The organism is Sorangium sp. So ce321 (genome assembly GCF_051530195.1).
In the GTDB taxonomy this organism is placed as follows: Bacteria; Myxococcota_A; Polyangia; order Polyangiales; family Polyangiaceae; genus Sorangium.
Window position 1 is genome coordinate 7543150 of the sequence record NZ_CP150329.1, and the last position, 12779, is coordinate 7555928.

Consider the following 12779-nt stretch of genomic DNA (forward strand, 5'->3'; position numbering starts at 1 on the left):
TGTCTACCTGTCGTCGCGGAGCGGGGGCATGGGATCGGCGGGGGGCGCCGGTGCCCTGGGCGGGCGGGCAGCGCTGTGCGGCGGCGCGGCGGCCGGATGCCCGGAGGTGACCGGCGCGGGCTGCGGCGCCTTGCGCGCCGGCACGCCCGGCCGGTGGCCATGGGGCGCCGCGGGCGCCGCGGGCTCGCCGCTCGGCCCCGCGGTCACCGGGCCGGTGGGGGCGGGCTCGGGTGGCGGCGCCGGCGCCTCCGGGCCCGCCGCGCCGCCGGGCGCCGGGGAGCCCGGCGGCGCGGCGGGGGCGAGCGACGAGGCCTGGCCGGAGGCCTGCGGGGGCTGGCCTGACGGCAGGACGACCTCCGGGGACCTCGCGGCGCTCCGGGACCAGAGCGTCGCCCCGACCGCGACCGCGGCGGTCAGGACGGCGCCCGCCGCGATCCGCGCGGCCGCGCGGCGGCGCTTGCGCAGCATGATGGAGCTCTGCTGGCCGAGGCCGCGCTCGGTGACGACCGGCATGCTCCCGGCGGTCTCCTCGACCTCGGAGCGCCGTTGCAACATCCGGTATGCCAGCGGCAGCGTGGGGCGGTCTTCGCGCGCCATCGTCAGCGTCGGGCCCTCGTCGCGTTCGCGCGCCATCGTCAGCGTCGGGCCCTCGTCGCGTTCGCGCGCCATCGTCAGCGTCGGGCCCTCGTCGCGCTCGCGCGCCATCGTCAGCGTCGGGCCCTCGTCGCTGGAGACCGGGACCGAGCTGCGCGCGAAGGCCGGGGCCGAGCTGCGCGCGAAGGCCGGGACCGAGCTGCGCGCGACCGGCGCGGCGTCGGGGCCGTGGAGGGGCTCGACCACCGTGCCCGGGCTGGGCAGGGTCATCGCGAAATCGCCGCCGTGGGGGGCGGCCACGGTGGCGCGGCGGCTCTGCCTTCCCCCGTGCTCATCGTCGGCCTCCGGGTGCGGCCAGGTCGACGAGGCGCCGTTCCGGGCCACCCTGTCGGCCGGGACGGTGACCGCGGCGGGATCGTACGGGGGCGTCGCGGGCGACGAAGGGGGCGGCAGCGACGGGAAAGCCTTGCCCGCGGCGATCGCCTCGATCTGGTCGAGGGCGCGCGCGGAGTGCTCCGTGCCGTACGGGGCGAGCGCGCGCGACAGCTCCACGACGCTCTGGATACGCCGCTGCACGTCCTTCTCCAGGCAGCTCAGGATGACCTCCTCCAGGTGGACGGGCAGCTCCCACCGGTGCACCCGCGGGGGCGTGGCCGGCTCGGTGACGATGGCCACGAAGAGCGCCGAGATGGAGGGCGCGTCGAAGGGGAAGCGCGCGGTGAGGAGCTGGTAGAGGATGATCCCGAGCGACCAGACGTCGGTGCGGGCGTCGACGTCCTTCGTGCTGCGCACCTGCTCGGGCGACATGTAGCAGGGGGAGCCGAGCATCATCTCGGACGCGGTGAGCTTGCCGGTCTCCTCGACGGAGTCGTCGGCCGCCTTGGAGAGGCCGAAGTCGAGCACCTTGACGAGGGGGACGCCGCTCGCCCCGGTCGTGAGGAAGAGGTTCCCCGGCTTCAGGTCGCGGTGGACGATGCCGCGCGCGTGCGCCTCGGCGACCGCCTCGCAGCTCTGGAGCACGTAGTCGACGGCCTCGGAGACGGGCAGGGGGCCCCGCGCGTCGAGCACCTGCTGGAGGTCGCGGCCGCGCAGGTATTCCATGACGAGGTACGGGAGGCCCAGCTCGGCGGTGCCCACGTCGATGACGCGGGCGACGTGCTCGCTCCGGATCGCCGCGGCGGCGCGCGCCTCGCGCAGGAAGCGGGCGCTCGCGCCCGGGAAGTCCTTGGCCCTGGGGAGGAGGAACTTGACCGCGACGCGCTGCCGCAGCGAGACGTGCTGCGCGGCGAAGACGGCGCCCATGGAGCCGCGACCCAGGCTGCGCTCGAGGCGGTACCTCTGCGCGAAGACCTCGCCTATTCCCGGGATGCCCGCGGCCGATGCGGGCGCATCCGGCTTCATGGCCCGACCTCCATCCGCCGCACTATAGCCTCAACCGCATCAATTTTGATGCCAAGATGCGGGCGTCGGCGCCCCGCGACGGATGCGCGGATTGCCGGGGTAGCGGAACGTAGCTGCGGCGGCGAGGGGCGCACCTTCTGCGCCTCGGCGCGGGACGCGCTGCTGAGGGCGCTTCGATCCAGGTCGCGGAGGAGGTGCAGCACAAACACGGCGCGCGGGTCTCCCGCTCTCGGCCCGCTCAGGGGGTCTCGTGCGGCGCCTCCTGGAGGAGTCGCACGAAGCCGGAGCGCGCCATCGCCTTCGCGTCGAATTTCGGCGAGACCGCGCGGTCGATGCGGCACAGCGAGGTGAGCGTCGTGCCCTCGAACGGCAGCACCGTGCAGTTCCCGAGCGGCTCGAACCCGACGACGGCGCGGCCGTCGCGGTCGACGACCGCCTCGCCGAGCACCTCGTAGAGGTCGTGGGGGCGCACGCCGTCGCCCGGTCCCAGGTTGAGCGAAAGGTCCACGGCCGTGCCTGCCTGGGCCGCGCTCCCTGGCGCGTCGTAGCCGCCCCAGCACTTGCCCGCGCGGAGCCGCGTGTCGGGCTTGAAATCCGCGACCGGCAGGCCCTCTCCGGCGAGCGCCTTGTCGACAGGGCTCCCGGGGCGGCAGTACCACGTCACCGTGCTGTCGCTTGGCGAGACGACCTGGATGAGCCCGATGCGCAGGCGCGATACCTGTCGTATGCGCGAGTTCATCGGGGGCAGCTCGACCAGTGGATGGGAGTCTTCAGCGCCACGGTCGCCACGCGGTCATCGCGGACGCAGACGGGGCCCGCCCCGTCGATACGGCACGTCGCCCGCAAGCCCGCGAGCTCGGGCTGCGGGCTTGCGGGCGACAGGCACGCGCGGGTGGTGCCCTGTGGGAGACGGCTATTCCCGATGTCCAGCGTGCAGCGTTGGCCATTGCAGGTCGCCAACCCGGAGGTCGCGAACTTCACGGGATCGACCGTGGCCCCCGCGTCCGCGGCGCCGGCCAGGGCGCCGGTGCCCTTGAGGCGCGGTGGAGTCGTTCCCGGCGTGAGCGGCTGGCCGGGCGCGCCGGAACCCAGTGCGGAGGCATCGGGTGCTGCGTCGCCTGCGAGGCCACCCCCGCTTGGGCCTGCGGACGGCGCGGGCCTGCTCGGAAGTTCCAGTGCCGCCTGTCGCTGAGACGCGGGCTCCGGCATGCGCGCGGCGTAGAGCAGCACCAGCGCCAGCGCCGCGAGCTCCGCGACCGCGAGGCGGTAATGGTGGAACGTGAGCTCGATCCCGATCGTCGCCGCCAGGACCGCGGGCGCAACGAGCGAGGCGCACTGCCGGACGTCTCGTCCACGTCGGCATGCGCGCTGAGGATGGATTCGATGTCCACCATGTCCCGCGAGCGATGGGCTACGGCCTTCATGACGAGGAGATCCTCGGGCACAGGAAGCGGAACGCGCAAGCCGCCTATATCCGTAGGAACCGCGCGACGAACCGCGTTCTCCTCGAACGGCAGGGCCCCCATCGAGAGGTCGATCGGAACGCCGGAGCGGTCGTGTCGAAGGAGAAGGACGCGGGAGCTGAGGGCGAACTCCAGCGCATCCGGGATGCGGGGAACGATTGAATGCCGCTCCCCATCGGCCAGGAAGGCAGGCCACTCGTCCTGGTTCGGAAGCCACGCGACGACATCCACGTCTCTCGTCGTGCGGGGCTTGCTCAGGATCGACACCGCGACTCCGCCGATGATCAGCACGGGGACGCGGGACGCCTCCGACCACGCGAGGAGCGCACGCACCGCGTCCTCGAGCTCCGCCAGCGAGCGGCGCATCAAACGCCCAGGCGCTCCGCGAGCAGGTTCCAACGCCGGCGCACCTGCTCCACCTCTTTGTCCACGTCGGTCGAGCTACCCAGTCCCCGGGCCACGCCCATGAGCGTGGCGAGGTCGCGGAACTTCTCGGCCGGAGACATCGCCGCGAGCTCTGCCTGCTCGACCTCCACGACCATCTCCCAGCGCTTCTTGTAGGCCCGGATGTCGTCCGCGTTCATTGGTAGATCCTACCACCTGAGACACGCTCGACGTCAGATCGTCGAATTCTCCCCAGATTCGCTCGCCGCGCGCAGGCTGCGCCCGCGGCGCCGCCCGCCGGCCGCCGCGGCCCTGCGCGCGGACGCGACCCGGCGACGGCCCGCGCCCGCCTCACCCTCCGACCATTGCGACGTCGCGCCCGCCATGTCACGAGCCGCCGCCATGCCGACCCGCCCCTTCACGCTGGGCCGCTCCCGACCGCTCCAGGGCGACCCAGGCGCCGCCGCCGCGCGCCCGTTCGAGCTCCCGGCGCACCACCTCGTGACCCACGGCGTCGTCGTCGGCATGACCGGCAGCGGCAAGACAGGGCTCGTCATGGTCCTCGTCGAGGAGGCGCTGCGCTCGGGCGTCCCGGTGCTCATGGTCGACGTGAAGGGCGACCTGCCCAACCTGCTCTTCACGTTCCCGGAGCTCTCCCCGGCCGAGTTCGAGCCGTGGGTCGACCCCTCCGCGGCCGCGCGCGACGGCCGCTCGACCGCCGACGTCGCCGGCGAGCTCGCGGCGCGGTGGCGCGCGGGGCTCGCCTCGTCGGGCCTCGGGCCGGCCGACGTCGCCGCGCTCCGCGCCCGCATGGCGCCGCGCCTGCTCACGCCGGGCACCACGGCGGGCGAGCCGATCCACGTGCTGTCGGCGCTCGAGGCGCCCTCGTCGCTCTGGGACGAGGACGAGGAGGCCGCGCGCGAGGCGCTCTCGGCCTCGCTGTCGCTCCTGCTCCGGCTCGTCGGGCGCGACCCGGATCCGGCGCGGAGCCGCGAGCACGTGCTGCTCGCGCACCTCGCCGAGCGGCGGCTGCGCGGCGGCGGGGCGGCGGGGCTCGAGGAGCTGCTCGCCGACCTCGCCGAGCCGCCGATCGCCACCGTGGGCGCCCTCGACGTCGACGAGTTCTTCGCCCCGAAGGAGCGGCAGGCGCTCGCGCGCGAGCTCAACACCCTGCTCGCCTCCCCCACGTTCGCCACCTGGCGCAAGGGCGCGCCGCTCGACGTCGCGGGGTGGCTCGCGCCGCAAGGCGGCAAGACCCCCGCGGTCATCGTCAGCGTCGCGCACCTCGAGGACGACGAGCGGCTCCTCGTCCTCGGGCTCCTGTTCGAGCAGCTGCTCTCGTGGGTGCGCGGCCTCTCCGGCACGAGCGACCTGCGCGCCCTCGTCGTCTTCGACGAGGTCTTCGGCTTCCTGCCCCCGCACCCCGCGAACCCGCCCACGAAGCGGCCGCTGCTCGCGCTCCTGAAGCAGGCGCGCGCCTTCGGGGTCGGCGTCGTCCTCGCCACGCAGAACCCGATGGATCTCGACTACAAGGCGCTCTCCAACGCCGGCGCGTGGTTCGTTGGCCGGCTGCAGACCGACGCCGACCGCGAGCGCGTGGTCGAGGGGCTCTCGGGCGCGGACGGGGGCGCCGGCGGCGTCGAGGCAGCGGCGCTCTCGGCCGCCCTGAAGGCGCTGCCCCCGCGCACGTTCTTCGTGCGCAACGTCCACATGCAGCCGCCGTCGTTCCTGGCCGAGACGCGGTTCAGCCTGTCGTGGCTGCGCGGCCCGGTCACCCGGCGCGAGCTCGGCCGGCTCGTCCGGGGCATGTCCCCTCCCCCGCCCGCCCCGGCCGCGCCGCCGAGCCCGGCGGCGCCCCCGAAAGCGGCAGGAGCGGCGGCCGCCCCGGGCCCGGCGGCGGCGGCCCCGAGCCCGTCGGCGGCGAGCTCCTCGACGCCCGCGACCCCGCCTGGCCGCGCGCCCGCTTCATCGTCCCCCCCGGCGCCGGCCCCGCACGCCGCCGTGGGCCCCGGCGGCACGGTCGTTCTGGACCCGCGCCGCGCGCCCCCTGCTCCTGCCGCACACGCCCCACAGGCCACGCGCCGCAGCGAGGCCGCCGCGCGCCGCAGCGAGGCCGCTCGCGACGGCGGCGGCGAGCCGACGGCCCCGCCGCCGCCGGAGGGGTGGCGGAGCCTCTACGCGCACGCCCCCGCGGCCGCCCCGGAGGGCTTCCGCTACATCCCCTGGGTGGCCGTCTCGGTCGTCGCTCACCTGCGCGACGCGAAGCTCGGCGTCACGCTCAACCAGAGCCAGCTCCTCGCCGCCCCGCTCCTGCCCGACGGCAGGCCGGATCTGTCGCGCGTCGCCCGGCTCGACCCGTCGCTGCTCTCGGCGTCCCCTGCGCCGGGCGCCCGCTTCGCCGAGCTGCCCGCCCCGCTCGCGAAGCGCACGGCGGCGCAGGCCGCGGCGCGCGCGCTGCGGGAGCACGCCTACCGCACGGCCGAGGCCACCGTGGCCGTCCACAAGGAGCTCGGGCTCGCGCAGGCCGAGGGCGAGCCGCTCGAGGCGTTCGCCGCCCGCTGCCGCGCCGCGGCGGCCCGGCTCGCCGCCGCCGAGCGGCAGCAGGTGATCGGCCGCTTCGCGCCGCGGATCGCGCGCCTCGGCGAGCGCATCGCGGCCGCGAAGGCGCGGAACGACCAGGCCGAGGCCGAGGTGGCCGCGCTCCCCGGCGCGGTGGGCGCCGCGCTCCTCGGGCTCGTCACCGGCCGGGACACCGCCCGGCGCGCCGGGACCCAGCGCGACAGGGCCACCGCGAAGCTCGAGCGCGCGCGCCAGGAATGGACGGAGGCGGACGCCGCCCTCCGGGACCTCCAGGCCGCGCAGGCCGCCGAGCTCGCCGCGCTGGAGCAGCTCCCCCTCCGCGCCGGCGAGGGCGTCGAGGCGAAGCGCCTCGTGCCCAGGAAGACCGACGTCGAGGTCGCCTTCGTCGCGCTCGCCTGGGCCGCGACGCTCGCCAGCCCCGCGTGACCGCCTGGCGGCGCGACGGCGAGCGCGCGCGGCGCGAGCCGCCCCGAGGCCAGCCTGGCGCGAGCCGCCCCGAGGCCAGCCTGGCGCGAGCCGCCCCGAGGCCAGCTCGCTGCAGCGCGGGCGCAGCCGGCTGCAAAGCGCCCCCACGCCGCCGGCGCCTGTGCTCTGATCCAGGGAGAGCGCCCGCGGCCCGCCTCCTGCTGGCCGGCGCGCCAGCGCGCCAGCGCGCGCCACGAGCCGAGCCATGCAGACCTCGCGGCAGCTCAACCCCTCGGGTGAACCGTGAACGGCAGCGCCGGAGCGACGCGCGTCGCGCTCTCGCCCCCCGCCGCCTCGTCGGCGCGGGCCCCGGCGTCCCCGGGCGCGCTCGCCGGTCCGAGGTGGGCGGCCTTCTGGCTCGCAGCCGGGCTGTGGCTGATCCCGGTGCTCATCTCGAGCACGCAGACCTACCTCTTCCTCCAGCACAAGCAGGAGCGTCACCTGTCGTTCCTCGCCGCCTTCGTGTGGCAGGGGCTGCCCTGGCTCTTCTGGGCGCTCATGACGCCCGCGATCGTCTGGCTCGGCCGCAGGTACCCGCTGGAGCGCAAGCGCTTCCCGAGGAACGTCGCGGTGCACCTGATCGCGAACCTCGCCATGGCCCCGGGCCACGTCGCGCTCAACGCGCTCACGGGGCGGCTCATCGGCCAGGAATCCTACGTGAAGGCGCCGTTCTTCGAGGTCTTCCACAAGATCCTCGGCATGTACCTCGACATCGAGCTGCTCATCTACTGGGGGCTCCTCGCGATGGTCCACGCGGCCGACTACCACCGCAAGTACCGGGAGCGCGCGGTCGCGGCGGCGCAGCTCGAGACCAAGCTCGTGCAGGCGGAGCTCCAGGCGCTCAAGATGCAGCTCCACCCGCACTTCCTCTTCAACACGCTCCACACGATCGCCGTGCTCGTGCGAAAGCAGGAGACGCAGGCCTCCGTGCGGATGATCACGGGCCTGAGCGAGCTGCTCCGGATGGCGCTCGAGAGCGCGGGCAAGCAGATCGTGCCGCTCAAGCAGGAGCTCGACTTCCTCGATCGCTACCTCGAGATCGAGAAGACCCGCTTCCAGGACCGCCTGACCGTGCGCACGGACGTGGCCTCCGAGGCGCTCGACGCCGAGATCCCGAACCTCATCCTGCAGCCGATCGTCGAGAACGCGATCCGCCACGGCATCGCGCCGCGGGCGTCGTCGGGGAGCGTGGCGATCGCGGCCCGGCGGGAGGATCACCGCCTCGTCGTGGAGGTGACCGACGACGGCCGCGGGCTCGAGGAGGGCTGGGCAGGCGAGGCGAGCGAGGGGACGGGGCTCGGCAACGTGCGCGCGCGGCTCCGGCAGCTGTACCCGGGCGACCACCGGCTCACCATCGCGCGGCGCCCGGAGGGCGGCGTCCTCGTCACGGTCGCGGTCCCGTTCCGGCCCGCGCACGCGCACGCCCACCAGGAGCAGCGGCGCGCGCATGGATAGCCCCGGCGCGCTCCGCGCTGTCATCGTGGACGACGAGCCGCTCGCCCGGGACGGCATCCGCCTGCTGCTCGCGGGCGACCCCGAGGTCGCGGTCGCCGCCGAGTCGGGCGACGGGCCGGACGCGCTCGAGGTCATCCGGCGGCTGCGGCCCGATCTCGTGTTCCTGGACGTGCAGATGCCCGAGATGAACGGCTTCGAGGTGATGGCGTCGCTCCCGCCCGACGAGCTCCCCGCCGTGATCTTCGTGACGGCGTTCGACCGCTACGCGCTGCGCGCGTTCGAGGTCCACGCGCTCGACTACCTGCTGAAGCCGTTCGATGACGACCGCTTCTACGACGCCCTCCGCCGCGCGAAGGCCCACGTCCGGCTCTCGCGGATGAGCGACCTGAGCCAGCGCCTCCTGTCGCTGCTGCAGAGCTACGGCGACCCCGCGGCGGCGGCGGCCGCGGGGTCGCCGCCACCGCCGCGGGGTGGCGCCGGCTCGGAGCCGCCCCCCGCGGGCGCGGGGTACCTGCGGCGGCTCGCGATCAAGGACGGGTGCCGCGTCGTGTTCCTCGGCGTCGACGAGATCGACTGGATCGAGGCGGCCGACTACTACGTCCAGGTCCACGCCGGCGGGAAGAGCTACCTCCACCGCGAGACGATGAACAGCGTCGAGGGCAAGCTCGATCCGGCGCGCTTCGTGCGGATCCACCGCTCGGCGATCGTCAACCGCGACCGGATCAAGGAGCTCCGCACGCAGGGGCGCCGGGACACGGTCGTCGTCCTGGCCGGGGGCGCGGAGCTCAAGGTGGCGCGGAGCCACCGGGAGAAGCTGTCGGCGCTGCGCTGAACCGGCTCCGCCGGGACCTGGCGGAAGCGGCGCCGCCGGGAGGAGCTCTCGGCGCCGCGCTGAAGCGGCGCCGCCGGGAGGAGCTCTCGGCGCCGCGCTGAAGCGGCGCCAGCGCTCGGGCGACTCGCTCGCCCGCCCGAGGCGCTAAGCTCTCCCGCATGCAGCCGTTCGACTCCCTGGATCGCCCCCTCGACGTGGAGCCCTCGCGGCTCCCTGGGGGCGGGTAAGTCCATGCCTCCGAGCCGCTTCCGCCCTGGCCTCAGCCGGCCGAACGCGCCGCCTGGCGAGGTCGCCTGGTTCGCGTTCCACGGCGACGAGCTCCTCGTCCGCGCTGTCGATGGCGGCGACCGCTTCGATGTCCCGGTCGCGGCCGATCTCGCCGACCTCGGCCTCCGCGTCGTGCGCGCGCAGCCGCTCGGCGAGCTCGACGAGCGCCCGTGCCGCTCCGCCGAGCTCGCGCCGGGCTCTCCGGCGCCCGAGGGGCACGCGTACGTCTCGCTGCGGCGCCTGCACGGGCGCATCGATCCGGAGCTGTTCGACCTCGCGGGCACGGCGTACCAGGTGCAGCACTGGGACAGGGCTCACCAGTACTGCGCGGCGTGCGGCGCCGAGCTCGAGACAGGGCTGGACGAGCGCGTGAAGCGCTGCGCGCGCTGCGCGAGCAGCTATTTCCCCCGGATCACGCCCGCGACCATCGTGCTGGTCGAGGACGGCCCGCGCATCCTCATGACGCGGCAAGCGCGGTTCCCCGCGGGCATGTACGGCCTCGTCGCCGGCTTCGTCGAGCCGGGCGAGGCGCTGGAGGGGTGCGTCGCGCGCGAGGTCCACGAGGAGACGGGCGTGGAGATCGCCGACATCGTCTATTTCGGCAGCCAGCCGTGGCCCTTCCCGCACCAGATCATGGTCGGCTTCACCGCGCGCTACGCGGGCGGCGAGCTCCGCGTCGACACGCGCGAGCTCGAGGACGCGCGCTGGTTCCACCGCGACGCGCTGCCGACGCTGCCGCCGCCGCTCAGCATCGCCCGGAAGCTCATCGACGCCTGGCTGGCGCGGCCGGCGCGGTAGCGGCTCCGGCACGGCAGCGCTGTGCCCCCTCAGACGCGGCGCTGCTTCCAGGTGCCGCGTCGGAACATGAGCCCGCCCGCGACAGCGAGCGTCGAGAACGCCACCGCGATCGCGAGGAACACGCCCAGCGGACCGAGCCCCGCGACGCGCGAAAGGCCCCAGCCGAGCGGGATCTCCCACAGCCAGAAGCAGGCGATGTTCAGCATCGTGGGCGTCCTCGTGTCGCCGGCGCCGTTGAACGCCTGCGTGAACACGATGCCGAAGCCGTAGAAAAGGAACCCGCACGACACGACCCGCAGCGCCTGCGTGCCGTGATGGAGCACCTCGGCGTCGCCCGTGAACGCGCCCACGATCGCGCCGGCCCCCACCGCGAAGACAACGCCGATCACGCCGAGCATGACCGTGGTCCAGATGCCCGCGCGGTAGACGGCGGCCTCCGCCCGCTCGGGGCGCCCGGCCCCGAGGTTCTGCCCCACCATCGTCGCGGCGGCGTTCGCGAGCCCCCACGCCGGCAGGATCGCGAACGTGATGACCCGCATCCCGATCGTGTAGCCGGCGAGCGCCGCGCTCCCGAAGGGGGCGAGGATGCGCACCATGCCGATCCAGCTCGCCGTGCCGACGACCGCCTGGAAGGCGCCGTTCGCGAAGAGGCGGAGCAGCGCCGCGAGCGCCCTCGGGTCCGGGACGAGGTGCCGCGCCTGCACCTTCACCCGGCCGCCGCCGCGCGCGAGCAGGAACACCTGCAGCGCGACGCCGCTCCCGCGGCCGAGCGTCGTCCCCACCGCCGCGCCGGTCACGCCGAGCTCCGGGAACGGCCCGAGGCCGAAGATGAAGCACGGGCCGAGCGCCATGTTCAGCGCGTTCGAGAGCCAGAGCACCCGCATCGACAGCGCCGCGTCGCCCGCCCCGCGGAAGACCGCGTTGATGACGAACAGCATCAGGATCGTGGCGTTGCCGATCAGCATGATCGCGGCGAACGGCGTCCCGGTCGCGATCACGCCGGGGGTGGCCCCCATGGCCGCGAGCAGCCGCGACGCGAGCAGCGCGCCGACCGCCGAGATGGGCAGCGAGACGAGCAGCCCGAGCACGATCGCCTGCCCCGCCATGGCGGCCGCCTCCTCGGGCCGCCCCTCGCCGATCCGCCGCGCGACCGTCGCGGACGCGGCGACGGAGAGGCCCAGGCCCATGGCGTACACGAGCGCGAGGAGCGACTCCGTGAGCCCGACGGCCGCGACCGCGTCGGCGCCGAGGCGCGACACCCAGAAGACGTCGACCACGACGAAGAGCGACTCCATGAGCATTTCCATGACCATCGGGATCGCGAGCAGGGTGATCGCCCGGTCGATGGATCCCGTGGTGAAGTCGTGCTCGCCGCCGCGGATCGCTTCGCGGAGCGTCGACCAGACGCCGGCGCCGCGGCGCGGGCCGGACGGGGGCGGCGCTGGCGCAAGAGCGTCGGCGCGCAGCTCGCGGGCAGGTGGCGTGGCGTGGTCGCGCATGGGGGCCAGCAAGCTGATCGCGGCTGGCCATTTCGTCCAGCGCCTTCGCACACCTTTGCAGACGGCGCGGGCGCGCAGCTTGAGCGCTCGGCGCGGTCTGCGCGCGGGTCGGGCACGCTGAGCCCCTCGCGCCCCGGCGCTCCTCGTTCAGCCTGCGCTCGAGAAGAAGAACCAAGCTTCGTCCGGGCCGCAGCCTGGATCGAGGGCGAAGCGGAGGCGCTCGAGGAACCCACGGTACCCGAGGACGATCGGCCCTATCCATCCTGGAGCGACGAGGATGCTGCCCGAGACCGTGAGGCTCTCGCCGCGCTCGGCGACGAGCACGACGTCGAGGTCGTGAAGGACGCCGCGGATGCGACCGAGTCGCGTCGACAGGATCATCGTCTGCCCTGACGCACCGAGCTGCGCTTGCAGCACATCAGCGAGCTCGCCCCCGATGATCGACCACGCGGCGCCGGTGTCCAGGAGCGCCTGGCTCTCGAACGGGAGACCGGCGATCCGGCAGCGGACCGCGACCGTCAGCAATGTCCCTTCATGCTCTGTGGCGACCCGATAGCGCGCAGACGAATCGGCCCACGGCTGCGCGGCACCGTCGAGGCGCATGGTGCCCGTGGTCATCAGTCGACCTGCACCACGAACGCCCCTTCGATCTGTCCACTCGCCGTCAGCCGCTCGACCAGAGCACGCAGCGCGACGTCGGAGTCGAGCAGCTTGCCATCCTGGAGCGCCACCCAGCGATCGAGGTACGCCTGCCGGTTCTCTCGCAACCAGGCGTAGTCTGCTGCGAAGCTGCTGCGGGCGCGGTCGGAGGAGGCCACGATCCGGGGCGGGCGGAGGACCTTCGCCCAGCCTTCCACGCTCGTATCGCCCTGGGCGAGCAACTCCTGAACATAACGGCGTGCTTCCTCCACCCGGTTGGCCTCCACCAGCCTTCGGACGTGCTCGGCTGGAGGGATCGGCGGAGGGAGGAGCTCATTCGCGGCGCGCACGCATCCATCGTAGCACTTCGCCGCCGCCCTCGGCCGGCTCTCCCCGAGGTCG

The 12779-nt window shown here is 74.4% G+C and carries 11 protein-coding genes; 4 read left to right on the top strand and 7 right to left on the bottom strand.

Annotated elements, in window-relative coordinates; genetic code table 11:
* Positions 1–3: 3 nt before the first annotated feature.
* The 4 genes from WME89_RS27710 to WME89_RS27725 form a co-directional block, all read right to left on the bottom strand.
* On the bottom strand, positions 4–1995 hold the full coding sequence (locus tag WME89_RS27710; protein WP_438002717.1) for a serine/threonine-protein kinase: 1992 nt from the start codon (positions 1993–1995) through the stop codon (positions 4–6).
* Between the two features lie 238 nt (positions 1996–2233).
* On the bottom strand, positions 2234–2734 hold the full coding sequence (locus tag WME89_RS27715; RefSeq protein ID WP_438002718.1) for a hypothetical protein: 501 nt from the start codon (positions 2732–2734) through the stop codon (positions 2234–2236).
* Between the two features lie 238 nt (positions 2735–2972).
* Positions 2973–3824, bottom strand: a complete 852-nt coding sequence (locus WME89_RS27720; protein ID WP_438002719.1) for a DUF6036 family nucleotidyltransferase — start codon at positions 3822–3824, stop codon at positions 2973–2975.
* Complete coding sequence (locus tag WME89_RS27725) at positions 3824–4042, bottom strand: hypothetical protein (protein ID WP_438002720.1); 219 nt, start codon at positions 4040–4042, stop codon at positions 3824–3826. The genes WME89_RS27720 and WME89_RS27725 overlap by 1 nt, the downstream gene beginning before the upstream one ends.
* A gap of 202 nt (positions 4043–4244) precedes the next feature.
* Here WME89_RS27725 and WME89_RS27730 point away from each other — a divergent pair, with 202 nt between their 5' ends.
* The 4 genes from WME89_RS27730 (at position 4245) to nudC (ending at position 10239) form a co-directional block, all read left to right on the top strand.
* Entirely contained in the window at positions 4245–6848 is a 2604-nt protein-coding gene (locus tag WME89_RS27730) for a helicase HerA-like domain-containing protein (protein WP_438002721.1), read from the top strand.
* A gap of 282 nt (positions 6849–7130) precedes the next feature.
* Positions 7131–8342: a sensor histidine kinase gene (locus WME89_RS27735; RefSeq protein ID WP_438002722.1), complete on the top strand. Its 1212-nt coding sequence runs from the start codon at positions 7131–7133 to the stop codon at positions 8340–8342.
* Positions 8335–9174, top strand: coding sequence for a LytR/AlgR family response regulator transcription factor (locus WME89_RS27740; protein ID WP_438002723.1), 840 nt, complete (start codon positions 8335–8337; stop codon positions 9172–9174). Before WME89_RS27735 ends, WME89_RS27740 begins: the two co-directional genes overlap by 8 nt.
* A gap of 231 nt (positions 9175–9405) precedes the next feature.
* Positions 9406–10239, top strand: coding sequence for an NAD(+) diphosphatase (nudC, locus tag WME89_RS27745; RefSeq protein ID WP_438002724.1), 834 nt, complete (start codon positions 9406–9408; stop codon positions 10237–10239).
* Positions 10240–10268: 29 nt separating this feature from the next.
* Here nudC and WME89_RS27750 read toward each other — a convergent pair whose 3' ends face one another.
* From WME89_RS27750 to WME89_RS27760, 3 genes are all read right to left on the bottom strand, one after another.
* Positions 10269–11738 carry an MATE family efflux transporter gene (locus WME89_RS27750; protein WP_438002725.1) on the bottom strand — a complete coding sequence of 490 codons (1470 nt, stop codon included), beginning with the start codon at positions 11736–11738 and terminating at the stop codon, positions 10269–10271.
* A 147-nt stretch (positions 11739–11885) separates the two neighbouring features.
* Positions 11886–12356 carry a hypothetical protein gene (locus WME89_RS27755; RefSeq protein WP_438002726.1) on the bottom strand — a complete coding sequence of 157 codons (471 nt, stop codon included), beginning with the start codon at positions 12354–12356 and terminating at the stop codon, positions 11886–11888.
* On the bottom strand, positions 12356–12727 hold the full coding sequence (locus WME89_RS27760) for a hypothetical protein (protein WP_438002727.1): 372 nt from the start codon (positions 12725–12727) through the stop codon (positions 12356–12358). The genes WME89_RS27755 and WME89_RS27760 overlap by 1 nt, the downstream gene beginning before the upstream one ends.
* Positions 12728–12779 lie beyond the last annotated feature (52 nt).